The following is a 25,528-nucleotide window of genomic DNA, read 5'->3' as shown; positions in this document are numbered from 1 at the left end:
GCAAACGCCTCAGGTGACGTCGGCGCCGCAGGCTGCTGAAACACGCCCCGTGTCTCCCACGGGGGATGCGCCGATTGTTAACAATGCAAACCATCTTGTCAACGATTTTGCGGACATTCCCTTGAACTGATTGTTGACAATTCTGGGGTGTAATGCGTACACATTGAACTCTCGCGCGAGCCGCCTCAGCTCGTTTCTGCCGACGGGCATCCGCTCCAGCTCTTGGGGTGATTCCATCCAATCCCATTTTCGGATTCGTAGTTGAAGGTCTCAAAATATGGCTTCATCGCGGCAACAGGCGACGCAGTCCGATCAGATTGCGGGTGAAATTCGGATGGATATTCTCTGTGGCCGCATGGCCGAGGGGCTTCGTTTGACGGAAGCTTCTCTCACTGAGCGGTTCGGCGTTGGTCGTGGCCCCGTGCGCGAGGCAGTGCGATCGCTCGCGTTTCAGGGGCTCGTGGAAACTCGTCCGAACTGTGGCGCCGTTGTGGCCCCTGAGGCGCCCAAGATGATTCGGGCAGTCATTGTCCCCCTACGTCGAACGCTCGAAGTTTATGCGCTCCGAGAAATTTATGATGATTTGACGGACGATGACTTCCAGCAGTGGGAAGCCATTCTCGAAGAGATGCGGCGGGCATGTGAGTCGGAAGATCTACACGGCATCGCCGAGCAGGACATCGCCTTTCATCGCTTTCTTCTGTCGCGCCTTAATCAGCCGGACCTAATGGCGATCTGGGAACTTTTGGTTGGCCGAATCCGTTCGCACTTTCGTCGCGTGCAGCGTCGACGCTGTCGGTCTATGATGGAGATTCACGACGAACATCGGCTGATTCTCGATTCGTTTCGTGCGGGAACGCTTGAAGAATCAATGCGACTGCTAAAAGAGAAGATTGATTAGCGCCGAATCACCGGTTGAGCATGGGGACCTGGCAATATCCGCGTCACGCACGAACCCTTCTGCACGCGACCGACACCCCCTCGGCAACGCGGCCCCTTCTTTCGACGACAACAAATTCGATCCCGATCGCCCACGAAACGTGGCAAACTCACTGCCGTTGATGTTTAATTTTTGGGGGGACGGAGCCAGCTCTCGATCGACGATGTTAGCTGCCACGGGATGTGAATGATTGGAATCCGTGGTTGTCGCACGAAACGTCTTTACTGTCGCGGCCTTGATTCCGGTCTCTTCCACGCGTTTGGCGACGGTCTCGCGATTGCCTAAATTGCCATCTCACTCCGTCGGCGAGGACGTTTCGAGGCGTTTCTTTCGACTCTCAAATAGTGGACCGGTAAATCTGAATCCTGTGCCGCGGTCAAATGTGCCAAATGTTGCCATCACTCCATTGAGCGACTCAGCGTGTTCCGTGGCCGCGATCACTCGAATTCGATCTTCAAAAAGCACACAATCCAACCGTTCATCGCAATCGTACGTGAATTGCAGGTTCAGATTGATCGACTCGTCCGTCAGCGATTCAAAACCAATCCGCAAGATAAGCGGATTGATTTCTCCTGGGAAGCAGAGATCCATGATCCTCAGCAATTCTTCGACAGCGACGTTGTCGAAAAGAACTTTCGGCCCCACTTGAGAGGCGACAGGTTGAAACGCTCGGGCAGAGGCCAAGTCCTTGATCGAAAAAATGCCGAGCGCCATCATCGTGACAGATGACCGCATGAAGTCTCGACGCGATGGTCGGTTGGTTGCGTCGCCGTTGCTCATCCCGAGACCTTATCTTTGGACGTGATCGATCGATGGAGAACCGTCATGAATGGCTCTGAATGCACCACAATAATGACAGAACGTCGTGATTCCAACCCCTGAAAGTCATCGAGGTGTGAATGCAAAAGGATTCCATCGCGCGGCCCTTGGCCAGGAATGGAATGGGCTTTTGAAGACTGGGACAGAACTGCACGCAAATCTTCGACGCGCCTGATGCATTTCAAACCCTCATCCTTGATCGAGAATGAACCCCACCTAAGATCTTTCAATGGCACGGCATCTTGAAGGACTTTCAGATCCGTCGATGCAATCAGAGCATTGAGCAGCCGGAGTTCACGGGAGCAAGAGAACTCATGGAGTCAATGGACAACCTTGTCTTTGAACCGTTTGGTTCCATCGAAGTCAAAGAAAACGTTGCCGATCGGGCAACGAAACGCCACGTTCAATCCTTCCCCTACAGTTCGATCTCTTTAATCATCGAGATTTCATGGAGATGGTTCCGCGCGGAGCCAATATTCGACTTGAGTGCCCAGCCTCCCATAATCATTCGCCCCACTGTGATGCCGCAACCTTGGAGTTATTGATGCCAGACCTACCTTCGCCGAAAGTCGAGTTGCTCCGCGCGGCGTATGCTGCGTTCAACAATCGCGACCTCGAGGCCGCCTTCGCCACCATGGCCCCAGACGTGGAATGGCCGCGGGCGTTCAAGGGGGGCGTTGTCCGCGGCCATCAAGAAGTCCGAGCCTACTGGACGGAGCAGTGGTCACAGATTGACCCGCACGTCGAGCCGGTGTCCTTTCATTCAGAGAGTCCCGCCCACATCTTGGTCGATGTACATCAAGTCGTCCGTAGCCTTGATGGGGATCTTCTAGGTGATGAACACGTTGCCCACCGGTTCACGATCGAAAACGGCTTAATTCAATCCATGGAAGTCTGCCAACTTCCGCCGTCGAATCACGACGTTTAAAAGCAGAGCCCCCCTCCTTCACGTCATGAACGCGGGCGGAATTGCGTGCGAAATTGCCCTCAAGTTCGAGGAGCAAACGTCCACGTCGATCGGACGATTGGCTTCCCGGACACGCATCAACCCGGCCAAATGATTTATGACGTTGACATCATCTTGAAATGCGAAGTCGCCAAAATGACGAATACGTCTACTATAAAGCGAACCTGAAACCGCTCCAGATTGACGACGGTTTGGGTTCGACGCCAGTTGAAATCACGGGTAGTCCGTTCACTGTCCGAATAGAGGGGTACAGGCACATTTTCCCGGTTGATTGGAATTCTCAGTGCATCGACCGAAGCATTCCTTCTCACTGCCGCGTGAAAATGAGCCTGTTCCCAGCCTATGAACTGTTAAAAATCACAAGTATTGGTGCCACCCAAATTGGAAAACACCACGACCTTGTGAACACAAAATGTATGCCCTGTTCATTTTCGACAAGCTGTTCGCCGTATCGTCCGAGACACATCAAATTCGTTTCTGCAAAGGCCTGTGAATGATTCGCAACATTCTTTTGACGGCGTGTTTAGGAGCCGTTTCTTCGACGGGGTTCGCAGCGGGACCTGAATGGCCTCAGTTTCGAGGGCCAAATGGTTCGGGAATTGCCGTCGGAGCGAAGCCTCCTGTCACATTCGGACCGGACCAAAATGTGAAATGGAAGGTGCCGGTGCCATCTGGCGCATCGTCTCCTGTGATCGTCGGCGACAAACTTTATCTGACCGCCTTTGATGAAGGTAAGCTCTTCACCATTGCCTACTCCACCACAAACGGTCGAGAGCTTTGGCGTGCCGAAGCGCCTGCCAAGGCGATCGAAGCGTACCACAAAACCGAGGGAAGTCCTGCGGCGTCGTCGGTCGCGACCGATGGCAAGACCGTCGTCGCTTATTTTGGGTCGTGTGGCCTCTTCGCCTACGACCTGACTGGAAAAGAGCTCTGGAAATATGAATTACCGATGGCCAAAACGGCCGCAGACTTCGGCACAGGTGTCTCGCCTCTCCTCGTCGATGGACTCGTCGTTCTTCAGCGCGACGAGATGAATCAACCACAAATCGTTGTGCTCGATGCGGCGACGGGGCGGCCGAAGTGGGAAGTCAAGCGACCGCCCGCCACGAGTTATTGCACGCCGGCCGTCTGGGATACCGCAGGGGGAAAGCAGATCGTGTGCGGCGGATATGGCCGCATGGTGAGCTATGACTTGCAGACAGGGGAAGAAAAATGGAGTGTCGCGGGAATGCCCTCGGCAACCTGCACCACGCCCGTTGTCGGCGATGGAATGCTCTACTTTTCCGGTTGGTCTCCAGGCGATGCCGAAGACAGTGAATTCAAGTTCCCGAAATTCGACGACCTTTTGGAATCGGGAGACGTCAACAAGGACGGGCAGGTCTCCCGCGACGAGAGCGAAAAGACATTTCTGAAAGGTTTCTTTGACAGCAACGACACCGACAAGAATGGCCAGCTCACCCGGGAAGAATGGGATGCGATCATCAAGTACATGTCGGCCGGAAAGAACTCCGTCTTTGCGGTCAAGGCAGGTGGTCACGGCGATATCACGAAGACGCATGTGGCGTGGAAAAAGACGAAAGGAATGCCCTACGTTCCGAGCGCAATCCTCGTCGGCGGCCAATATTTCATGGTGAAAGACGGAGGACTCTGTACAGCGTACGACGCAGTCACTGGCAAGGAGATCTACGTCCAGAAACGCGCCGTGGCGGCCGGCCGCTATTATGCTTCACCCGTATCCGCCAATGGCAACGTCTATGTCGTATCGCTCGACGACGGAACGTTCACCGTATTGAAAGCCGGAACCGATCAACCTGAAGTCGTCGCCGAAAACCCCAAACTCGACGAAAAGACCAGCGCGACGCCCGCAATCGTCGGCGATACGATTTACGTCCGCACCGCGAATCACCTTTGGGCTTTTGCAGAGACGCGATAACAGGACCGGACAAGAAAGAAAACAGTTCTCGTTTATGCTGGAAAATGCAAAGCAACGACCATCGCCATAAGCGTCGCCAACCTTCCAAACCATTGGAAACGACGCCCAAACTGGGCGTCACATTGTCGATCGCCTTTGCTATCCTGCGGCACTGACGATGCTGGATTCGTTTTTTCGAATTGTTTTCGACGTCCAGAGATCAGGGCCGTGGTTGGTGCCGCGCAAGGATGTTGCGGCGGCAAGCCTCAGGCCGGAGCGCCGGCACCCGCTCTGTTCAATGGATCGCTGACGTCTCATCGCCGCGCGATGACGATGCCGCTATCGGTCTGCTCGCAGGGTTTCCGAAATTGCGGTTTCGAGGGGAAATCGAGTTCCAATGAGCAACATGATGATCACATAGTTTTTCCCATAAAACATAGGAGAAAAAGCAAGTTGCTCATTTTCGTCAGGCAACGTTGAAAGGCGGGCAATTGTCGGAAAAAGCCACCGCATCCTTGCGAATTGCACTCTTGTACGTGCAGCGAAATGATCTTTCACATTGTGGTTGAACAACGGGCGATCCGAGAGGCAGGTCGCAAGAAGCATCCGCACCTCTTTCGACATACCGACGTCGCTCGCTCCAATGGACTTGCTGCGGAATGATGCTCTTCGTTCTCGAGTCTACACGTAGCCAGCTCCCGTGATTTCAACACGGCAGCTATGCTGCCGCCACTAATGCAACGCCCCGTTAGTCTGTCTCCTCAGATCCCAGGAATTGTCAGCAGTTTGTGGTTAAGACGATGTGGTCGCTGGCTGACTCGATCGTGGAATCAGGTGAATCGCAGGGGCTTTCAGAAGTGCCACGATCGAATCGCCGGGGGTCAATTGCAGCTCTTCACAGGCCGGCCGCGTGATCAACGACGTGAGTTCGAATCCGCAATTGACGACGACGCGGACCAAGGGCCCTTCGGGCGTCAATGACAGAATCGTTCCCGGCAGATGATTGCGAACGCTGCTAAAGGTGGGTTCCTCTTTTTGCAGTGTCACATCCTCACCTTTGATGCACACATAAACTTGCCTTGTGGCTTCTGGCCGCGCGACGGCCATCAAATGTGCCAGCCCCACATGCACAACCGACAGGCCTTCATTGATACTGACAATCTCGCCCGAAACAACAGTTTCGACGCCGACCAGGCGCGCCAGCGCCACGTTTTGGGGACGGGTAAACACGTCCTGAACCGAACCGATCTGTGCAATCGAGCCGGCGTCCATGAGCGCCACGCGATCCGCGAGTGAGATGGCTTCCATTCGGTCGTGTGTGACGATGATGGTCGGCATCCCCAGGGCATTCAAAATTCGTCGCAGCTCAGTTCGGAGCTGGTCTCGCAGCAGCGAATCCAACGCAGACAGCGGCTCGTCAAGCAGCAGCAATTGCGGGCGCCGCGCGACTGTCCGTGCCAAGGCGACACGTTGCTGTTGACCGCCTGATAGTTGACGCGGGAAACGCTGGTCCAATCCTTGTAGATTAAACAGATCGAGCATTTCGCCGATGCGGTGTTTTTGTGTCGATTCTGGATCCGCCTGAATTCCGAACGCGATGTTCGCTGCGACGGTCAGGTGCGGAAATAGCGCATAGTCTTGAAATAGGAAGCCAATATCCCGCTGTTGCGGCGAACGGGCGATCTGGCTACGGCTTGAGAACCAGACTTGATCATTGAAAGTGATCATTCCTTCGTCGGGGTGTGTCAGCCCGGCCAGGCACCGCAGTAAGGTCGTCTTACCGCATCCCGACGGACCGAAGAGTGCCGTGACAGAATCACCCTCTGTCAACTGACGGAAGTCGATCCGAATTTCTGGTCCACCGCGAAAACGCTTGACGAAATGTGCGATCAACTCCGCCGTCATCGGGGTGCTCCTCGACGACTCACCAGCCACTGCGTGGCGCATAGCACGGCGAAAGACAGCAGCAATAGGAAGAGCGCCGTTCGTCCGGCACTGCCGTAATTGAGGGCCTGCACATCGTCATAAATCGTAATCGACAATGTGCGTGTCGCATTAGGGATATTCCCCCCGATCATGAGGACGACACCGAACTCACCGACGGTGTGTGCGAAGGTGAGGATCAGTCCAGCCAGGATCCCGGGCCAGCAAAGCGGCAATGTCACGCGGCGGAATGTCTCGAACCGTGAAACTCCCAAGCACCATCCGGCCTCAATGAGTCGCCGATCCATGCTCATGAACGCCGCGGTGAACGGACGGACGGCAAACGGCAGGTTGAACAGAATCGAACCGATCAGGATTCCACTGAAGGAAAATACCAATCGTCCGCATCCCCATCGTTCAAGGGTTGCGCCGAGCAGGCTGTGAGGTCCCATCGCAGTAAGCAGGTAAAACCCCAGAACCGTAGGCGGCAAGATCAGAGGAAGCGCCACCACGGCTTCAATGAGAAACTTACCACGCCAGTGTGACATCGCGAGCCAGTATGCGAGGGGCAAGCCGATCAAAAACAGGGTCAATGTTGTTGCTCCTGCCAGCTTTATGGTCAGCCCAATGGCATTCCAGTCCACGTGAGTTGGTTCCTCGTCAGCGACATCGGCCGGCGAACGACACTCGTCGTAAGCCCATTTGATTGATCTTCCCGGCAGAAATTGACGCCCTATCTTGGGAGACGAAACGACCAAGTTGACTACAGTACGAGATTCTCAGGCCGATTTCAGCATTGGCGCGGCCCGCTGCGAGAATTCAGGCGGATCGGTCTATGGACACCCAAACTGCCATGACATTTTCGTATTTGAGCGACGCCCGTTGCCGTGGCCTCAAACGATGGAAGGTCAAATACACGTGAAAGTCTGTTAATGAATTGATTTCGTGGCCACGTGAAAATTGAATCGCTGCATAAGGTTCATTACGATCTCGTGCGATGACAGAGTCACCGGCGCAGCGAATCTGCCCGCTTCTGACGACCATTTACCAGCATTGATGAGAATGGAGTGAGTATGTGTCGACTGAGTGTTCCACCGACCGTTGCTTTGCTGGCCTTCCTTGCGTGCGCGCCGTTTGCGATGGCGCAAGACGCCCCCAAGGCTGAAGAGAAAAAGGCAGCAGAAGAAAAGCCCGCCGAAAAAGCGGAAGAAAAACCTGCAGAGAAGGCACCCGAGAAACCCGCCGAACTGCCGACGAAGCTCGTTGTGAAGCACCTTGAGAACCCCTCGGGTGTGGCCGTGCATCCAGGAACGGGACATGTCTTCATCACCTCACGGCAGGGCGTTTTCCGCTGGCCACCGAAGATGATGTCGAAGATCTATCTGGAAGTGGATGGGTTTCCGACGGACGAGTACGGTAAGGGACCGAAATACAACATTGGCCCCCTGGGTGTCACGTTGTGGGGAACCGATCGGTTAATCGTTCCTGACGGCAGCAAGCCAGACGGCGAAGAAATCGTCCGCATCTATAAGATCGCCGACGATCTGCCTGCGAAACCTCGTAAGGCCGACGAAACCGAATTTGTCCTGGGACCGATCAAAGGCAATCCGGAAATCAACTACAAAGGCGAAGGGAACTACTACGCCGCCGCTGTCTGGAACGACACGATCTATGTGACGGCCAATGGAGACGACACCAAGGGCTGGATCGTGACGTCCAAGATCGCCGATGGAAAACCGGGCGAACTGACGCCAGCAATTGCCACCAAGGAAGCCACTCAAGTTGACGCTCCCGTCGCAATCACAGTGACACCCGATGGCTCGAGTCTGGTCGTCGGCCAGATGGGCGAAGTGAGCGTTCCCGGCGATTCACTGCTCACTTTCTACGACAAAGAAGGAAAACTTACCAAGAACTTCAAGTCGAAGCTGAACGACATCACCGGCCTGGCCTACAGCCCCAAAACGGGCAAGCTGTACGCGACCGATTTCGCTTGGGCGGAAGAGATCAAGGCCAATGGCGGATTATTTGAATTGGTGATCGAAGGCGAAGAAGTCACGCCGAAGAAGATTTTGAGTCTGGATCGCCCTACGGCCCTGGCGTTCGACAAAGATGGCACGCTGTACATCACCGTCTTCGGTACCGGTGTTGATACGGGAGACAAGCCAACCGGAGGCTTGCTAAAGGTTGAACCAGGTCTGTGAGCGATTTCAACGACGCTGCGAAACCGATCTCTATTTAACAACGCAGGCCGCAAGTCTCTGATTGATTTGCGGCCTGTTTTAACTTTAGCGTGTGCTCGCTGAGCCGCTCCGCATTCGTTCCGTCAGAATCGCATTAAGGATTCGTGACTCGTCCGGCCAAGGCATCGTTCGCGATTTGCATATGTTTGTCAAACGCCTGATCCGTGTTGACAAAGATGCTGGGGGAGTCGAGCATGGGCAGCAATCCCAGCGTCCCCGCTTCGTACAAGGCTTGTTCCGCGGGGTGTCGGCTGTTCGCTCGCGATTTGATTCGGTTGACGAGCGATTGAATGCGTGGGCGATACCCTTGAGCAGCTGTGGTCCATTCAGGTCCCATCACCCGACGATCCTGCAATCGTTGCAACGCGGTCCGGCAACTCTTGAACTCGCGATAAACCGTCTCGGCGGGCGGTGGAAGTTGCCACCAGTAGTTGATTGCTCCAACAGCCAGCAGTGTAATAACCAGCATACGCAATCGGCGGGTTCCGCCAACGAGCGCTGCAATACTGTGCCACACGTGCTTCAGTCGATTCGGTCGCTTCTGAAGGTCGATCGTCCATGCTTTACCAGGGCGATTAAACTCACGCTCCGTTTCAACGTCGTCGCTCGCTCGATCGCCATCATCGGTGGGTTGGGCACCTTTGCGTCGCCGAGGTCGAAACTCTTCGGACAAACTGAGGTCACCCTCAGACGACTTTGCGGCCGCCAGCAATGGAACGTCATCGAGCTTTTGCCACAATCCGGTCTCGCCGTGGCGAATGACATCGGCAGCATACAGCTCTCGATCATGTCGCATTTGGCATAAAGAAATGAGATCCAAGGGCCCCCGCGTGACTCCACGAGTCATCAACCACCACTCGGGTTGCGACAAATGGTCGGATTCCAGAGTACTGATTTTGCCTGGGTCGGCACCTGTCGACTCGTGGTCTGCATCGTTTGAGAGGACAGTGGTGGATTGGTTGGGATCAAGCTGTGATCGAACCCTGATCCAACTTGCCGACGCAGTTCGAGCCAACCCGGCGCCTGATCTGTCCTCGGCAATTCCGGTCTCAATCAGGCGTTCCCGGACGTCACGGAAGAGTTCGGGATTGCTTTCAACGAGGCGGTAAAGATGCGCGTTGAGAAGTTGACCTCGCTCGTCGAGCAGCCGCGCCGCGGCCTCGTATGCGTCGTCTAATGTCATGACAGGTGCTCGCCCGCGTGAGGAGAACGTTTCAAGGGAACCGAAGTGAAGTGGTCAGCGTCCATCGCGTGTTCGTCGCTGGGTTCGCACCATGCAAAATCCACGACGGAATACCGCGCATCCAGCAAGGAAAACGACGACGGGAAAGCCTTCGTACGATTATACACGACGCCCCAATCGCCCGCATGAATTTTCGCGTCATCCGCGGGGAGCGGACTTACGTACGGCGTATGAGCAAGTTTGGCGCGATTTCACCCGCGGGAACGACGCGATAGGGACGCATGAAAAGGTCATGAATATCGGTTGTCGGATCGACTCCCAACGCGGCATAGATCGTCGAAATGATGTCGCCGGGAACCAGGGGATGACTCGCGGGGAAGGCCCCCGTCGTATCACTTGTCCCGTGGATCAATCCCTGCTGGAATCCCCCCCCGATAAGCATCACGCTGTAGCAGAAGTTCCAGTGGTCGCGTCCGCCGTTATTGGCATTGATGCGTGGCGTCCGTCCGAAATCGCCCAATACGGCGACAATCGTGCGTTCCAACATGCCCCGTTCGGCAAGGTCCGAAACCAGACTGGCACAAGCAGAGTCGAATTGGGGAAGCAGCGTGTTCTTGAGCGTCGCGAAATTACTCCCGTGCGTATCCCAGGTCGCATTTGCATCGGGTGCCCAGGAAATCGTGACAATTCGGGTTCCGGCTTCGACTAATCGGCGCGCGAGCAATGTACTTTGACCATAGATATTGCGACCGTAGCTGTCCCGTGTCGCGTCAGATTCGTCGGTCAGGCGAAACGCGCGTTGCGTGTGTTCGGACGTCAATAGATCCAAGGCGCGAGCCTGCATCCGCGACATTTCCTTGCTGGCGGAGGGGCCCTGTGCGACGCTCCCGTCGGCGGTTTCGAACAATCGCCGACGAGCGGTCAGCCGGTCGGCCGACACTTCATTCTGAAGTGTCAGTTCTGGAACACGGAAATCGGGGGCATTGGGATCTTTCAAAACGAACAAAGGGTCGAGCGAACTCCCAAGGAATCCACCAAAAAATCCTGGCTGTGGAGGACCGCCGGCTCCTTCTTTCGTCATGTAAGGCAGGCACACATGCGGGACGACATTCGCTGCGGTCGGACGCAGCCGGGCCATGATGGAGCCGAGCGACGGGTGGTCGGTCGATTTCGTCCCCCCACCTTGTTCCCCACGATCGTGTCCCGTCAATGAGGCGTAAACGGCAGCGGCGTGAGAATTGTTGACCGTGTGATTCATCGAACGCACGATCGTGGCAAGGTGTGCCTGTCGAGCCAGCCTCGGCAGATGCTCGCACATCTGATAGTCAACCACCGACGTCGCAATGGGCTGAAATTCCCCGCGAATACCTTCAGGTGCGTTGGGCTTCATGTCCCACATGTCGAGATGGCTGGGACCGCCGTTCAAAAACAACAGGATGCAGTTGTCGGCAAGTGACGGGCCAAGGCGCTGGCCGCCAGTGGCATCCGATGCGAGCAGGCGGGGCAGTGTCAGACCCATTCCCCCCAGGCCGAGGCTGCCCAGTTGCAACAACTTCCGTCGTGACACAGGAACCTGATTCCACCAACTCCAGGGCTGTGACGATTTCGCTGTGCGACCTGACATCCCATCAACTCCTCATGATTTCCGACGGCGCGTCTGGTACGTGGATTCAACAACTGGTCTGTCGCGGCTCTGTGAAAACCCGATTTCGCATGATGCAGTGGTCGTTTCCGTCGAAGTACCACAAAGCGTACGCCACTCTAACGAGCAACGACATTGGGAACGCGCCGAAAGCAAAAGTAACCGCTGATGCGTGGGGAGGGCAATCCATTCTGGATGGATTTTACCGAAGCGGACATCGGCCGCGCCCAGCATGATCGATGCAATCAGTGCCAGCAGACTCGTCGATGGAATGAGAACCGCGCGTTCGTTCCTTGCTCACGGAATGGCAAAGGTCGCTCGAGAATTCAGCGACAGAAAGGAAATTCGCAACACCCGATTTTGATTTGTCACCTTGATATCGAATAGGATGCATCGACAATCCGGCAAATGGATGAACGAGGCTTGCATCACGTTGCCGGACAGCGGCGACGTGATGCAAGCCATTGCCGATGCGAAATCGATGTTGCCACAGATTGAGGATACGCGCGTGATGGGACAAGTTGCCTGCCGATTCGCAGTGATGGTCGCGATCGGTGTCTTCTGGTTTTGCTTGTCGGAACCTTTGGCGATCGCAGAAGATCGTGAGGCTGATCGTGTGGATTTTGTCCGCGACATCCAACCGCTACTTTCAAGCCGCTGTGTTGCTTGTCATGGTTCGACCGCGTCGAAGAGTGGTTTGCGGCTGGATGTAAAGCAAGCGGCAATCACAGGTGGTGAATCGGGCCCGATCATCGTCGCGGGTGACAGCAAATCCAGTGCAATCATCGAGCGAATCAGCAGTCGCGGCAGTGATCGCATGCCGCCGGAAGGCCCCCCCTTCTCTTCGCAGCAAATTGAACTGCTCGCGCGCTGGATCGATCAGGGGGCAACGTGGCCGGACGGCGTCGACAAGGTCGCGTTGACAGATCCGTACGACTGGTGGTCACTGAAAGGTCTCGTTCGCCCTGCAGTTCCTCATGATAAGACAAAAGTACCTGAGCAGGCGACCGCGATTGACTCGTTTGTACTCGCGAAGCTGGCTGAGAAGGGATTGAGACCATCACCCGAAGCGGATCGTCGGACGCTGGCACGTCGGCTCTATTTCGACTTGATTGGCCTCCCCCCCACGCCGGAGGAGATGCAGAACTTTCTCGCCGATCGCGAACAGGGGGCATATGAGCGACTCGTCGAGCGGTTATTGGCTTCGCCGCACTACGGTGAACGCTGGGCGCGACACTGGCTCGACGTGGTTCACTATGGCGACACGCATGGCTATGACAAAGATCAGCCGCGCAACAACGCGTGGCCCTATCGCGACTATGTCATTCGGTCATTCAATCAAGACAAGCCGTATCATCAATTTGTGGAAGAGCAAATTGCCGGAGACGTGATTGCCCCGGAGACGGAAGATGGAATCACGGCGACCGGATTCATCGCCGCCGGGCCATGGGACTTTATCGGTCACGCCGAAGTTCCCGAGACGAAGGTCGACGGTATGATTGCCCGAATGCTTGACCGCGACGATATGGTCTCAAACACGTGCAATTCGTTCATCAGCCTGACGGTGCAATGTGCCCGATGTCACAACCATAAATTCGATCCCGTCGTTCAAGACGACTACTACCGATTGCAAGCCGTTTTCGCGGCACTCGACCGTGTTGATCGGCAGTACGACATCGATCCCGCCGTTCGGTCTTCTCGGGCGAATCTGCTGGCAAAACAATCGGAACTGAAAACTCACCTTGGGCAACTTGAAGCTCGCATTACGGAATTGGGAGGCGAATCGCTTCAGGCACTCAACAAACGAATCGCGGCAGCGGGCCGCCCGAAAGCCGAAACCTCTGTGCAATTTGGGTATCACAGTCAGATTGAATCCTCGAACGATCGGCCCAAGTGGGTTCAGATTGACCTCGGGAAATCGCGAGCCTTAGAGTCGATCCAACTGGCTGGTTGCAGCGATTCATTCAATAACATCGGCGATGGGTTTGGCTTTCCGGTACGGTTCAAGGTTGAACTCAGTGATTTCGACAATTTTGAACAGTCGACGATGGTTGCGGACCTGACGGGCCAAGACGTCATGAATCCCGGTACGAAGCCACTGATTTTCTCGGCCGGCGGAAAAGCGGGACGGTTCGTTCGTGTCACCGCAACAAAACTGGCTCCACGCCAGAACGACTTCATCTTCGCGCTGTCCGAACTGTCTGTCGTTGATGGCAGTGGATTGAACATCGCGAGCGGCTGCCCTGTGCGCAGCCTTGATTCAATCGAAGCGGCACCGCGCTGGCAACGATCGAATCTGGTCGACGGGTTCTACCCTGGCAATGCAATATCACCGACCGAATCCGTGACTGCACTGGAACGGCAGCGAGAGGAGTTACTCGATTCCGTCGTCGATGCGAATACGCTTGCGGCAGCCAGCGACGTCAAGAAGTCTTTGGATAACGTGAAAGGGTCACTTGCAGCACTCCCCGCACCCAATCGGGTCTACGCGGGAACAATCCACACGGGAAGCGGGACATTTCAAGGGACAGGACACACAGGCGGGAAACCACGTCCGATCTCTGTATTGGCCCGAGGAGATGTGACCCGTCCAGGAAAGGTTGTGGGCCCCGGAACGGTGGCGTTGCAGCGTGGAGGAGTTACAGAGTTCGACAACTCGCCCGATCAGTCGGAAGGTACACGACGGCTGCGGCTCGCGAAGTGGATTACGGCCCAGGACAATCCCCTGACCTGGCGTTCCATCGTCAATCGGGTATGGCAGTATCACTTTGGCCGAGGAATCGTCGATTCACCCAATGATTTCGGGCGCATGGGTCAACTTCCGTCACACCCCGAGTTGCTCGACTGGCTTGCCATTGAGTTTCGTGACGGCGGCCAGAGCTTGAAGCAACTCCATCGACTGATCGTCAACAGCGCGACGTATCGTCAGAGTTCCAATGTGACCGATGGTGCAGCCGAGGCGACGATCGACGCCGGGAATGTCTACCTGTGGCGAATGAACCGACGTAAGCTTGAGGCAGAGGCAATTCGAGACTCTGCGCTCGCCGTCGCGGGGATGCTGAACCGGAAGATGGGTGGTCCTGCGTTCAAAGATTTCGTCGTCGAAAAGCCAGAGCATTCACCGCATTACGAGTATCAATTGCACGACCCCGAAGACACTCAAATCCATCGCCGGTCGGTTTACAGATTCCTCGTCAGGTCGCAACCCCAGCCCTTTATGTCGACGCTCGACTGTGCCGATCCTTCGATGAGTGTCGACAAGCGGAACGAAACCCTCACAGCGCTTCAAGCACTAGCCCTTCTGAACAATCGACTAATGCTGACGATGGCAAAACATCTGGCCATGCGTGTCGAGTCCGAGAAAAGCTCTCAACACGAGCAGTTGGAGTGGGCATTTGAGCTCTCCTTTGCACGAAAGCCGACGGTCGATGAACAGTCAGAACTGACGGCCTATGCCCAACAGCACGGCCTGATCAGCGCGTGCCGGCTCTTACTTAACTTGAATGAGTTTGTCTTCGTTGACTGAGTTTGCAGGATCGCAAGATCAAGAATCAGCGTCTCTCATTTGACGATCGTCGCCTGAGTTACTGCATCTTGTTGGGAGACCCGCTTTGAGCCGAGCTTCGACTCTTCGCCTCGTAACAATCGACCGATGTTCGCTCGATGGCGGATGATAATCAGCAATGGAATCATGATGGCGAAGATCGACTGGCTCCATGAGGTGGGCCCAAATGGCGCGGGAAGGTGTCGGCAGAGCTCATAGCCACCATAGCCGATGGCTGCGATCATCGAACTGAGGGATACATATCTCCAGATTCCGAGCGTCACGAAAAAGAGTGCTGCCGCCAGCAGGACACCATAGGGGCTGAGGATCATCAGCACGCCCAGCGACGTTGCGACACCTTTGCCTCCGCGAAAGCCCAGCCAGCACGGGAACATGTGCCCGATGATGGTCGCGATCCCGGCGACAACGAATGCGTGGGGGAATTGCGGATCCGATGCCGCGAAAAAGATCGGCGGAAAAAACGCAACAGGCAATAACCCCTTTAATGCATCCAGAAGCAGACAGACAAGCCCCCACCCTTTCCCGAGGACGCGCCAGGCATTTGTCGCCCCAATATTCCCGCTTCCATGATTCCGTAAGTCAATTCCCTTGATTACTTTGCCGATAATCAATCCAAAGGGAACGGAACCTGCCAAATAACTGAGTAATGCCAAGAGAATCATATTGACCATTGCGTTAACGTGCACTTAAATTGAGCAAGCACCTGTCGAGATGTCTATTTTTAACGAACATTCAACCGAGGCAACAACCGGCGTCTGCAGTTCCGGCAATCTTCGCCCCAAGGACACCCCAAGGGACATTGCCTGGATGCTCGACCTGTTCATCACATCCAGGGACTGGGTATGTCGGTTCCACGTGACGCTGATATTACCATGAAGTCAATGCTGCGTCCCTCATCCACGGTGATCGCCCGTGTGAGCGTGCGAGCAATTCATGGGGAATGTTGCGTCCAAGCCATTCGGATGCCTGTCCGCACGAACGTTCTCGTCTCGCATTCAGAATCGATTCGAATTTGCCTCGTATCAGGTGGCGGACTTGCTATTGCGCCGAGCGTCGGCCCAGAATCAGACGATCACGAGGTTCACTGGTGGAGTGACGACTGAATGCGAGACGGCTGAATTGAAGCTGGATTTCGTTTGCGAGCGGTTCAATCAGGCGATCTGATCAACAATCAACAATCGGCGGGGCATTCTTGTGGTTCAATCGCAATTGAAAGTCCTCATGCTGGGCCATCCTGAAAGGGAGACCCAATGCATCGCCGACGCCTTCCGCAGTGCCCGCTATGTCCCTTCAGTGACTCATGTGAGCGCGACCGAGTTGAGAGCCGAGTCGGTTCCCGGGTACGACATCGTCGTCAGCGATTTCGAGTGCGCTCGGTTGCTGAAGGCAAGTTCTTGGCTATTAGACGGTCCTCCGTGGATCGTCGTTGCCGATCAAGGTGGAGAGGCGCTCGAGCAATCCGCGATTCAGGCAGGAGCACAAGAATATCTGGCGCTCAATCAGCTGGGCCGACTTGGACATGTGGTCAAGCGAGTCCTCGAACGCGACCAACTCCGCCGAACGGAACAGCGGACTCGACAGTCCGAATCGGACGCGCGACGAAGTTTGGCACTCGCACTCAAGACGGCCAGGATGGGCGTCTGGGAATGGGAACTTGAAACGAATGTCCTGCATTGGTCTCCGGAATGTCTGGAAATGATTGGTCTCGCGACGTTCGACGCGACGTTCGAAGACTATTACAAATTACTTTCGCCCGTCGATGCGGATCGACTCAAGACGGTGATTGAATCCGCGCTCGCCAAGCGAGAATCCTTCTCGGTGGAAGTGCGGCTGAATCGACCAGACCGGAAAACCTGCTGGCTTTGGAATAGCGGGCAATTTGACGAAGGTCACGCCGGAATCCCTGGTCGGTTCGTGGGAATTGTGCAAGATGTCACCGAGCGGGTCACAGCGCAGCATACTCTTGCGGAAAGTGAATCCCGCCTCAAAGCCGCCCAACGGATGGCTGGGCTCGGCGTCTGGGAATGGGATTTCGATCAAACCATCTGGTGGTCTGAGGAAGTCTACCGAATTGCCGGGTACGATCCCAGGAGTATTGTTCCGACACGCGAAGAGTGCCTGCGAGTTCTTCCAGACGAGGCTCAGTCGTTCATTCGCACTGCAGTTCGCGAGTCGATTGACTCAAACACTTCGTATCGGTTGAAACATCAGATTCGTCGCGCCGATGGCGAGTTACGCTGGCTCGATTCGTTCGGTACCGTTGAACGAGCCTGTGATGGAACGCCGGTCCGCTTGTGGGGAATCTGCAAGGACATCACCGACCAACAACGTGTCGACAATGACCTGCGAGAAAGCGAACAACGTTTTCGCGAAAGCGAAATGCGTTACGCGGCAATTTCTGAAATTACCCGAAGTGTCACGTTTGCCGGTCGCTTCAGTCAACCTGCGATGTTTGAAGTCGAATGGGTACGACCGCGTTACGGAATGCTGAGCGGTTATACAGACGAGGATTTGAAGCGAGACGGCTGGGGGGTCTTGTTTCATCCCGATGATCACGGCAAGGTTCTGCAATTGCTGAACAACGCCAGCCAGGGGCGAATTGATCGCAACGAAGCTCGATTGATTACCAAGTCCGGCAAGCAGCTGATTGTCCTGATGCAGGTCATGCTCTTTGAGCGTGGTCCAGGTGTCGGCGAGGGACTTATCGTCGGTGGAATTCTGGATATCACCGCCATTAAGGCCATTGAAGTCGCACTGCGAACCAGTGAAGAGCGTTTTCAATTGGCATTGCGTGGCGCGAATGAGGGTTTGTGGGATCTTGATCTGGAACGAAAGTGCATTTTTTACTCCCCAAGATGGAAGTCAATTCTCGGCTATCGCGATGAGGAGGTGTCGAATGAATTCGACACCTGGCTGGAACTGGTTCACCCAGAGGACCGGTCATCTGCCCGCGAGCACCTGCGATCATTCCTGAAAAGCACCCAAGAGAATTACGAATCCGAATTTCGCATGCGTCACAAATCGGGCGAGTATCGCGATATTCTTTCACGCGGTTTCGTCAATCGTGATGCGCAAGGTCGGCCAACTCGGATGGTGGGAACGCATCAAGATATTACGGAGCGCAAGCAGGCGGATGAAGAACTGCGTGCCAGCCGCCAGCGGTTAGAAGTCTTGTCGCGGCAATTGATCACGACGCGCGAAGCCGAATTGCGGCACTTGGCCCGTGAATTACACGATGAAATCGGCCAGGGATTGACCGCGACCAAAATGAATCTTCGTGCCATCCAGATGTCGGTCAGTGAACAGCTTAAGAAGCGTTTAGAGGAGAGCGTCTCGCTGATTGATCATACCGTGGATCAGGTGCGCAACCTGTCCCTGAATATGAGGCCGCCGCACCTCGACGATTTGGGGCTAGCGGCGACCCTTCATTGGTATTTGAAGCAGCAGGCAAAGATCGGTGGCTTTGTCGACCATCTATCGGTCACCCCCCCCGATTTGGTTGTCCCTACTGATTTGGCCACCGTTTGTTACCGTATTACTCAAGAAGCCGTGACAAACGCCATGCGCCATGCGGGCGCACGACAAATTGAGATCCAGTTGCGGGAAGCTGACGGAGAATTGACCCTCAAGATCCAAGACGACGGTGCGGGCTTCAATGTGGCTGCGGCACGCGAGCGCGCTGCAGAAGGAAATAGCCTGGGACTGATCAGCATGCAGGAACGAGCCAACCTTGCAGATGGTCAGTTCGAGATCGTTTCAGAACCCGCGAAGGGAACGACCGTTTTTGCTCGATTTCGATTAACACGCTCCTGACCGGCGATAGTAGGCTTCGTGAAGAAAGTGCCACTCTTATGACATCTATCCGGCTGATCGTCGCTGACGATCATGCGCTAATCAGGGCGGGATTTCGGTCGATCCTACAGAGTGTCCCTGAATTTGAAGTCGTCGGTGAAGCAAGCGACGGTTTTCAGGCTCTCGAACTTGTCGCGCGACTGCGGCCCCACGTGCTACTGACCGACATTGCCATGCCCAATATGAATGGGCTGACCGTTGCGGAGCGTGTCTTCAAGGAATTCCCTGAAGTTCGCGTGATTATCGTCTCCATGCATGCCAATGAGGAGTTCGTAGGACAGGCCGTGCGTTCCGGCGCCGCCGGATATCTGCTGAAAGACGCCGATGCCGCGGAGCTGCAATTTGCTATCAATTCGGTAATTCGCGGTGAGTCCTATCTGACGCCAGCGGTCTCGAAACAGATGATGTCCAGTTACATGCAATTAATGGGCGAGACGCAGTCGACGGCGGCGGCGGCGGACCCTCTGACGCCGCGGCAGCGTGAGATTTTGCGGTTGATTACCGAGGGTCAGACGACGAAGGGAATCGCCAGAATCCTCGAAATCAGCGCCAAGACCGTCGAAACCCATCGTTCACAGATCATGGATCGATTGGGAATCCACGACATCCCTGGCCTGGTTCGTTACGCGATGCGACGAGGATTAGTTCCAGGCGAGAAAGGCGAGATTCCGTCCAAAGACGCAGGCCCTCTTGAACGTCCGCCTACGGAATGAGGCTAGGGCAGGCGGGACAATCGATTGCTCGCGTGCATTCAATTCGACTTACTTCGCTTTCCGTTTTGCGGCAGCCTTCTTCGGGCGTTTCGTCGGCTTGGGCATTGATTCATCAACCAGAGCCTTCAGTTCCAGGGCCACTTCCATCGTAAGCGATGTGCGTGCGATGAGCTGCGCGACGAGCGGTACGATGCTTCCTTTGCCGACGGTATCGACCAGAAGCTGCAGTAGGCTGTCACCGGCGACCTGCGGATCGACAAGTGCGCGATACCTCATGGGTCGCTCTTTGGTTCGAGCAGCAACGCCTTTGTCGACCAGACGATTCAATTGGGTCTGAATCGTTGTGTATCCGAGCTGTCCAGGCTGGGTCTGATACGCCTCGCCCAGGGTAAGCGGACCATGCTCCCAGAGCACGCCCATCAACCGGAATTCACCGGCCGAAAGCTTCGGCGTTCGTTTCTTCTTTGCCATAACTGTTCCGGATCGGTTCAACGATTCAAAGCGAGACTCCAACAAGCCAGCGAGACATCGCGCCAACATGATGTATCCGCGGTCATTCGGCCGATGCCGCTACCGCACAAGTGCCTCAAACGAATGTCGAGTCCGAATGTTCGTTGTTGTGATTATTCGTAAATTCGAACCGTGACTGCACCATCGGCTGTAATCCAGCCGCGATAGAGTCCCTCACTATTGCGAGCGGTCGTAAACTGACCGGACTTGTCGAGTACGATCGCAGCGCCCTCTGCATTTAACTCCTTCAATTGCCGATTGATGACATCTTCCGCAGCTTCTTTCGACGACACTTTCTTGTACTTCATCTGCGCCACGATCTCGTGCGAAACCGAAAAGCGAATAAAGAACTCGCCCGTACCCGTACACGAAATGGCGGCCGCTTCGTTGTCTGCGTACGTCCCTGCTCCAATAATAGGCGAGTCGCCAATCCGACCATGCATTTTATTCTGTAATCCACCGGTCGATGTTCCCGCAGCCAAATTTCTTTGAGCATCAATGGCGACTGCTCCGACCGTTCCCAAGTGCGGTTTCGCGATCGCGGGGATCACGGCTTGTCCGTTGTTTCTCGCGGCGGCCTCCTTCTTCCAGATGTCCAGAATGGCTTTCCATTCGTGTTCCGTCCAGAAGTACGAGGGATCGACAATCTCCAACCCTTGCTTGGCGGCGAAGACTTCCGCCCCTTCACCGATCAGCATCACATGCCTTGTCTTCTCCATGACAGCACGCGCGGCAGAGATGGGATTCTTCACCGTCGTGACACTCGCAACGGCTCCGGCCTTTTTTGTTTTCCCATCCATGATCGATGCATCTAGTTCATTGCGGCCCTCGTGCGTGAACACGGCTCCTCGACCTGCGTTTAAGATCGAGTCGTCCTCCATAACTCGAATCGCTGTTTCCACGGCATCTAAGCTGGTTCCTCCAGTATCGAGCTTCGCCTTTCCTGCTTTCAGTGCGGCATTCAAGGCGGCGCGAACCCTCGCTTCAATTTCCGGCGTCATGTCCTTCTTGTCTTCGCCGATCCCCCCGTGAATTCCCAGGACCACGTTTGGGATGACATCATCCCCCGCCGACGCACAGTTACCGAGTGCCAAAATCGCCACCCCAATTGACAAAAGCCAGCGAATCATCAATCACCTCAAACGAAGTTCCCATCCCGGGCCTAACTTACCAACGGGCGCGTCGACAGACGACAGTGCCGATTATAGCGTACCGGGGCATGCCAGATAGCGAGATGAGGCAGAGTTCGAAATCATCAGGGTGTCTCGCAATATTTGCCTTCAGTAACTCTTGACTGTTTTCATCATGAGCCATCCCGTCGGCGGGCCTTTACAAGCAGACGATCGAGCTCCGCCAATTCGCCAGGGCTCAGGTGCCCGAGTTGTCGGCGATGAATATCGATCAACGTGCCATCAATCCCAGCCAAAGTGTCCAGTCCGCGCTGAGTAATCGCGAGTGCTCGACGTTCATTTACGAATTCGAGATAATTCGCACTGGCAATCTCCTCAAAGAGCTCAAGCGGTCTTGCATGTGGTACAACCAAGCGAACGGCCACTTCATCAAGCTCGACAGGCGTGCCGACTCCACGCAAAATTCGCAGAACGTTGTACCACGTGCTGCGGATTCCATGACGCGTGAAGAGTGCCTCGTAGTCTCCCTGAAAAAATGCAGCCGTCTTGAACAGGTTCAGCCCCGTCTCTTGCTCGGGGAAATCAAATGGCAAGCGTTTCTTGAGTTCGAGTTGTAGTGGCGAGCGTGTACGCGAGGAGCCTTCGCGTCGTAACGCACCAGGAGTGCGGCCAAACTCTCGGCGGAACGCCTTTCCGAACGAGACGTCAGAATCGTAACCCGCATCCCTCGCAATCTGCGCCACTGTTGAACCGTCTCGTCGACGAAGGCGTGCCGCCGCGCGGTACAACCGCCACCAGGTCAGATACTCCAGTGGCGGCCGGCCTGTTACAGTCTTGAAGCGAGCCGCAAACGCCGAACGGGAAATCGACAGTCGCTGCGCTAGTTCGGCGACGGTCCACCGATGCGACGGTTGCTGGTGCATCAACTGAAGAGCCGCCGCAACATCAGCGTCGGACAACCCGCGTAGCCAGCCTCGCGATCCATCCTCGACGGATGCGCCGTGAACTCGAAGAGCTTCCACAAAAAGTGCGATCACAAGTCCCGCTGTGACCGACTCCCAGCCCGGTCTGGCCAACGTGACCTCGCGAATGAGATGCTCAAACAACCCCAGTGTCGTCGATTCGGCGGAGGCGGTCAGTCGCAATAGGGACGGTAACTCCAAAATTGTGTGCCCAGACGTCCCGGACAGAAATTGGATGCGTCCCGACACCAGAACAGTTTGGCCGATTTTAGAAGCCTGAATTCGGTGAGACACCCCTTGGTTCACGATTACCAATTCACCACGGCCGAGACTGATCGACTTCGAACCCCACTTCAATCGACACTCGCCCCCCGCGACGGCATAGCAGGTCAGATGGTCCGCAGTCCGAATTTCGGAACGCCAACCCGCTTCCGCTCGGGCCAGTTCATCAACATGTGCCGAGGTCCCCATGATGTTTAGCAAATCCGTCAGCACATCCATTCGAAGCCTTCCTGGACGATTGGACTAGAAATCAATCGCTTTGATCATTCTGAATCCACTTCGATCCGGTTACAACACTGAGCATGTCGAGGATGCTTTGACAGACTTAGAATCTGTAGGACGCACCTCTGAGGTTCGCTCCGATTTCACAGGTCTGGTCGACGTGCTCTCAATCGGTGACACAGTGTGTGCCGACCGATGTCATGACCCGTTTTCAGGAGGTTTTCATGCGTCAGACTTTCGCTGCGTTGATGGTGGCTGTTGGGGCTTGCGGTCTCGTTCAAGCCGAGGAAACGAAATACTCGTTGAATGGTGAGAACACCAAGATTGAATGGACCGGAACGAAAGCCGACGGCAAACATGATGGCGGTTTCAAACAAGTGAAGGGCACAGCCACGTTGTCAGACGGATCGAATCTGAAGTTCGACGTTGAAATTGATTGTGGCTCGTTGTACTCCGACGATCCGAAGCTGACACAACACTTGAAATCGCCCGACCTCTTTTCGGTGAAGGATCACCCAAAGGCCAAATTCAAGAGCACAAAAATTGAAAAGACGTCGGACGGTACTCAGGTGACCGGCGACCTGACGATACTGGGCAAGACGAAGAAGGTGACATTTCCCGCGGAAATCAAAACCGGTGACACCCTGGCCATCAAGGCGGCGTTCAACATCAATCGCCAGGACTTCGGAATGACTTACGGCACCGGAAAGATCAACGATGATGTGGAAGTTCGAGTCGATCTGAAAGCCAAACGCTGATCTGTTCGTGTGGCTGAGACGTTCGTTTTCAAGATTCAAAGACACGATGGCAACGTGAATGCCATCGTGTCTTTCCCCCCTAATTTCGAGGGGCTGCTGACGGTTGCTTGTCAACGGCCAAATCTCCAGAGGGTGTTCCGCTCCAAACGAGCATGTGGAACGCGCCCCGATCTTCGTCTTCAGGTCACGGTGTGAAAAATGTCATCGCTGCCGCCAGTCTCCGAAGTCATCGATGCCTCGCTCAACATTGTTCTTCCGGCGTTCTTGACCACCGCGATCGCCACGGTGTGTGGTTGGAAGATCCTCAACACACGATACGTATACCTGACTGCGGCATTGGCGATCGTTCTGGGACTACTGGCTGCGAATCTTTGTCGCGGTGTGTTTGTCACGCGCTTCGATGCCGAGAAACCGCTGGCGATCGAACAGTGGGGGCGTGGACTTCTGGCTGCTCTCGTCGGTCAACCAGCCCAGCAGGAGTCTGCCGAATCGGAAGACGAAGCGACGGCCAACGGCCCTGATACAGAGATCACCTCCGCGACGACCAAAAGTCCCCGGTCCGGGCGCTATTGGATTCCTGCGGCGATCGGGATTGTTGTTGTCGTCGAATTGCTCGCGAAGTCATTGAAATGCCCGGCACGTTGGCTTCAACTTTCCCGTCTGGCCGCTTCGTTCGTCGCAGCACGACTGTTCGTTCCGGCTGATCTGGCGGTGGAATATCCGTGGGTTTCGTGGCTGGCAGGGGGGATTGTGTTTCTGGGGTGGTGGGTGGCAGATCGCCTGTCCGTTCAGATGCGATCAGGGGTCGCCTCGGTCTGTACCGTTGTGGCCTCCTTCGCCGCAGCAACAATTTTGATTCACGCGCATTCGGCACGGCTCACGGACGCGGCAACGATGCTCATGGCGGCAACTGGCGGCCTGGCGACCGCGGCTCTTTGGCGTGGCGGCCAGACCGCTTCCGCTGCGCCAATCGGCGCCGTTTTCTTGCCAGCAATTCTGCTGGCAGGTTACCACGAAACCTTCAGCGAAGTCCCCACGACCGCGTTCCTTCTTCCTGCCGTCGCGCCATTGAGTGCGGGACTCGCCCTTGCGTTGCCAGGCCCGTGGCGTCAAAGCTGGCGAGGCTTGATCACGATCGCAATCTGCGTCGGCCTTCCGGCCATGGTGTCGGTCGCTCTTGCGATGCGAGCGGAAAGTCTATCGTTCTGACTTGCAATGCATACGAATCAACCTGCGGGCAACGAGTCTTCTGATTCACGTCTTCGAGGCCTGCCGTAAACATTCGACCGCACCGACCGGGCGATATCACAGTCCTGTTGACCTGACAGCCTCTTCAAGCAAGGGGACTAGGAAACGAGTATTCACGACGTCATGGCGTCTTGAACCTGGCCAGAGTCAGCGCCTGTTATTCCAGCAGGCTGCGTCCCTCTCGATGACTCCCGCGGTAGTCATATCGCATCCAGAACAGTCTTCCACGCGATGAAACGAGGCTCTCTCGAATCATCGCGTCATTTGTTAACAGAAATTCGTCGGCAGTACGTTCACTTCTCAGCCATCCGAGCATCTGCGCGCATGCCAGCAACAGCATGACAACGCCTAGTTTGCGTCGCCTTCCCCTGAAGAACTCTCGCATGATTCTGACTCGCAGAAGACTTGTGCCGGTGAACCTCGACAGCGTCGATCACAATCGGTGCCGGATTTTCGCATTGCCGCCCGCAAGTTCCAAACCATGTCGGACACGGGCCGCGCGAACCCACCACTGAGCATGGTCTGCGTCATGCAAACACCCTTGCGAGACTCAGAAAGCGTCTGTTTGAGGGTCACTTGACCCATAGATATTTTCTATGCCTTGACGACGTCAAATCGATTAGGCGGCCTGAATGGAACGCTTCTATAGTCCGCAAAATC

Annotated in this window: 18 protein-coding genes; 9 read left to right on the top strand and 9 right to left on the bottom strand. The window is 55.4% G+C overall.

What is annotated here, in order from left to right; translation table 11 throughout:
* Window positions 1-277: 277 nt before the first annotated feature.
* On the top strand, window positions 278-901 hold the full coding sequence (locus OSO_RS0118365) for a GntR family transcriptional regulator (protein WP_010584663.1): 624 nt from the start codon (window positions 278-280) through the stop codon (window positions 899-901).
* A 333-nt stretch (window positions 902-1,234) separates the two neighbouring features.
* On the opposite strand, the gene OSO_RS0118355 is transcribed toward OSO_RS0118365, so the two are convergent.
* Window positions 1,235-1,675 (bottom strand): hypothetical protein, encoded by a 441-nt coding sequence (locus OSO_RS0118355; RefSeq protein ID WP_157605333.1) that lies wholly within the window; start codon window positions 1,673-1,675, stop codon window positions 1,235-1,237.
* Between the two features lie 628 nt (window positions 1,676-2,303).
* On the opposite strand from OSO_RS0118355, the gene OSO_RS0118340 reads away from it, so the two are divergent.
* Both OSO_RS0118340 and OSO_RS0118325 read left to right on the top strand, forming a co-directional pair.
* Window positions 2,304-2,687 (top strand): nuclear transport factor 2 family protein, encoded by a 384-nt coding sequence (locus OSO_RS0118340; RefSeq protein WP_010584659.1) that lies wholly within the window; start codon window positions 2,304-2,306, stop codon window positions 2,685-2,687.
* A gap of 532 nt (window positions 2,688-3,219) precedes the next feature.
* The gene (locus OSO_RS0118325; RefSeq protein WP_010584657.1) at window positions 3,220-4,659 is read left to right on the top strand and encodes a BamB-related PQQ repeat family beta-propellar protein; all 1,440 of its coding nucleotides are present in this window, start codon (window positions 3,220-3,222) and stop codon (window positions 4,657-4,659) included.
* Window positions 4,660-5,430: 771 nt separating this feature from the next.
* On the opposite strand, the gene OSO_RS0118310 is transcribed toward OSO_RS0118325, so the two are convergent.
* A complete protein-coding gene (locus OSO_RS0118310) occupies window positions 5,431-6,543 on the bottom strand; it encodes an ABC transporter ATP-binding protein (protein ID WP_010584655.1) in 1,113 nt (370 codons plus the stop codon).
* On the bottom strand, window positions 6,540-7,205 hold the full coding sequence (gene modB / locus OSO_RS0118305; RefSeq protein WP_010584654.1) for a molybdate ABC transporter permease subunit: 666 nt from the start codon (window positions 7,203-7,205) through the stop codon (window positions 6,540-6,542). The genes OSO_RS0118310 and modB overlap by 4 nt, the downstream gene beginning before the upstream one ends.
* 429 nt (window positions 7,206-7,634) lie before the next feature.
* Between modB and OSO_RS51615 the strand changes: the two genes are divergently transcribed.
* Window positions 7,635-8,762, top strand: coding sequence for a hypothetical protein (locus OSO_RS51615; RefSeq protein WP_010584653.1), 1,128 nt, complete (start codon window positions 7,635-7,637; stop codon window positions 8,760-8,762).
* A 133-nt stretch (window positions 8,763-8,895) separates the two neighbouring features.
* Here the strand turns inward: OSO_RS51615 and OSO_RS0118295 are convergent, their stop codons facing one another.
* The gene (locus OSO_RS0118295) at window positions 8,896-9,984 is read right to left on the bottom strand and encodes a hypothetical protein (RefSeq protein ID WP_010584652.1); all 1,089 of its coding nucleotides are present in this window, start codon (window positions 9,982-9,984) and stop codon (window positions 8,896-8,898) included.
* Window positions 9,985-10,201: 217 nt separating this feature from the next.
* Entirely contained in the window at window positions 10,202-11,608 is a 1,407-nt protein-coding gene (locus OSO_RS0118285; protein ID WP_010584651.1) for a DUF1501 domain-containing protein, read from the bottom strand.
* Window positions 11,609-12,014: 406 nt separating this feature from the next.
* Between OSO_RS0118285 and OSO_RS0118270 the strand changes: the two genes are divergently transcribed.
* Entirely contained in the window at window positions 12,015-15,152 is a 3,138-nt protein-coding gene (locus OSO_RS0118270) for a DUF1553 domain-containing protein (protein WP_010584649.1), read from the top strand.
* A 35-nt stretch (window positions 15,153-15,187) separates the two neighbouring features.
* On the opposite strand, the gene plsY is transcribed toward OSO_RS0118270, so the two are convergent.
* Window positions 15,188-15,862, bottom strand: coding sequence for a glycerol-3-phosphate 1-O-acyltransferase PlsY (gene plsY, locus OSO_RS44080; RefSeq protein ID WP_010584648.1), 675 nt, complete (start codon window positions 15,860-15,862; stop codon window positions 15,188-15,190).
* 550 nt (window positions 15,863-16,412) lie between these two features.
* Here plsY and OSO_RS0118255 point away from each other — a divergent pair.
* Both OSO_RS0118255 and OSO_RS0118250 read left to right on the top strand, forming a co-directional pair.
* Window positions 16,413-19,004 (top strand): PAS domain-containing sensor histidine kinase, encoded by a 2,592-nt coding sequence (locus OSO_RS0118255; RefSeq protein ID WP_010584646.1) that lies wholly within the window; start codon window positions 16,413-16,415, stop codon window positions 19,002-19,004.
* A gap of 38 nt (window positions 19,005-19,042) precedes the next feature.
* A complete protein-coding gene (locus tag OSO_RS0118250) occupies window positions 19,043-19,756 on the top strand; it encodes a response regulator (RefSeq protein ID WP_010584645.1) in 714 nt (237 codons plus the stop codon).
* A 48-nt stretch (window positions 19,757-19,804) separates the two neighbouring features.
* Here the strand turns inward: OSO_RS0118250 and OSO_RS44075 are convergent, their stop codons facing one another.
* The 3 genes from OSO_RS44075 to OSO_RS0118235 form a co-directional block, all read right to left on the bottom strand.
* Window positions 19,805-20,227, bottom strand: a complete 423-nt coding sequence (locus OSO_RS44075) for a BlaI/MecI/CopY family transcriptional regulator (RefSeq protein ID WP_040592557.1) — start codon at window positions 20,225-20,227, stop codon at window positions 19,805-19,807.
* A gap of 152 nt (window positions 20,228-20,379) precedes the next feature.
* Window positions 20,380-21,396, bottom strand: coding sequence for an isoaspartyl peptidase/L-asparaginase family protein (locus OSO_RS0118240; protein ID WP_010584643.1), 1,017 nt, complete (start codon window positions 21,394-21,396; stop codon window positions 20,380-20,382).
* Between the two features lie 173 nt (window positions 21,397-21,569).
* Window positions 21,570-22,859: an AraC family transcriptional regulator gene (locus OSO_RS0118235; protein WP_010584642.1), complete on the bottom strand. Its 1,290-nt coding sequence runs from the start codon at window positions 22,857-22,859 to the stop codon at window positions 21,570-21,572.
* Between the two features lie 227 nt (window positions 22,860-23,086).
* On the opposite strand from OSO_RS0118235, the gene OSO_RS0118230 reads away from it, so the two are divergent.
* On the top strand, window positions 23,087-23,620 hold the full coding sequence (locus tag OSO_RS0118230) for a YceI family protein (protein ID WP_010584641.1): 534 nt from the start codon (window positions 23,087-23,089) through the stop codon (window positions 23,618-23,620).
* A gap of 198 nt (window positions 23,621-23,818) precedes the next feature.
* Window positions 23,819-24,829: a hypothetical protein gene (locus OSO_RS0118225; protein ID WP_010584640.1), complete on the top strand. Its 1,011-nt coding sequence runs from the start codon at window positions 23,819-23,821 to the stop codon at window positions 24,827-24,829.
* The last annotated feature ends 699 nt before the right edge of the window (window positions 24,830-25,528 follow it).

Source organism: Schlesneria paludicola DSM 18645, from assembly GCF_000255655.1.
Lineage (GTDB): Bacteria > Planctomycetota > Planctomycetia > Planctomycetales > Planctomycetaceae > Schlesneria > Schlesneria paludicola.
This window is presented reverse-complemented; position numbering and strand designations above follow the sequence as displayed.

What these genes read in the sequence shown, in the direction of transcription:
- OSO_RS0118270 (WP_010584649.1), top strand. Translation starts at nt 12,015, where the DNA reads ATGCATCGACAATCCGGCAAATGGATGAACGAGGCTTGCATCACGTTG.
- OSO_RS0118355 (WP_157605333.1), bottom strand. Translation starts at nt 1,675, where the DNA reads ATGCGGTCATCTGTCACGATGATGGCGCTCGGCATTTTTTCGATCAAG.
- OSO_RS0118325 (WP_010584657.1), top strand. Translation starts at nt 3,220, where the DNA reads ATGATTCGCAACATTCTTTTGACGGCGTGTTTAGGAGCCGTTTCTTCG.
- OSO_RS0118240 (WP_010584643.1), bottom strand. Translation starts at nt 21,396, where the DNA reads ATGATTCGCTGGCTTTTGTCAATTGGGGTGGCGATTTTGGCACTCGGT.
- OSO_RS0118365 (WP_010584663.1), top strand. Translation starts at nt 278, where the DNA reads ATGGCTTCATCGCGGCAACAGGCGACGCAGTCCGATCAGATTGCGGGT.
- OSO_RS0118255 (WP_010584646.1), top strand. Translation starts at nt 16,413, where the DNA reads ATGCTGGGCCATCCTGAAAGGGAGACCCAATGCATCGCCGACGCCTTC.
- OSO_RS44075 (WP_040592557.1), bottom strand. Translation starts at nt 20,227, where the DNA reads ATGGCAAAGAAGAAACGAACGCCGAAGCTTTCGGCCGGTGAATTCCGG.
- OSO_RS0118295 (WP_010584652.1), bottom strand. Translation starts at nt 9,984, where the DNA reads ATGACATTAGACGACGCATACGAGGCCGCGGCGCGGCTGCTCGACGAG.
- OSO_RS0118310 (WP_010584655.1), bottom strand. Translation starts at nt 6,543, where the DNA reads ATGACGGCGGAGTTGATCGCACATTTCGTCAAGCGTTTTCGCGGTGGA.
- OSO_RS51615 (WP_010584653.1), top strand. Translation starts at nt 7,635, where the DNA reads ATGTGTCGACTGAGTGTTCCACCGACCGTTGCTTTGCTGGCCTTCCTT.
- OSO_RS0118340 (WP_010584659.1), top strand. Translation starts at nt 2,304, where the DNA reads ATGCCAGACCTACCTTCGCCGAAAGTCGAGTTGCTCCGCGCGGCGTAT.
- plsY (WP_010584648.1), bottom strand. Translation starts at nt 15,862, where the DNA reads ATGGTCAATATGATTCTCTTGGCATTACTCAGTTATTTGGCAGGTTCC.
- OSO_RS0118225 (WP_010584640.1), top strand. Translation starts at nt 23,819, where the DNA reads ATGTCATCGCTGCCGCCAGTCTCCGAAGTCATCGATGCCTCGCTCAAC.
- OSO_RS0118285 (WP_010584651.1), bottom strand. Translation starts at nt 11,608, where the DNA reads ATGTCAGGTCGCACAGCGAAATCGTCACAGCCCTGGAGTTGGTGGAAT.
- OSO_RS0118235 (WP_010584642.1), bottom strand. Translation starts at nt 22,859, where the DNA reads ATGGATGTGCTGACGGATTTGCTAAACATCATGGGGACCTCGGCACAT.
- OSO_RS0118230 (WP_010584641.1), top strand. Translation starts at nt 23,087, where the DNA reads ATGCGTCAGACTTTCGCTGCGTTGATGGTGGCTGTTGGGGCTTGCGGT.
- OSO_RS0118250 (WP_010584645.1), top strand. Translation starts at nt 19,043, where the DNA reads ATGACATCTATCCGGCTGATCGTCGCTGACGATCATGCGCTAATCAGG.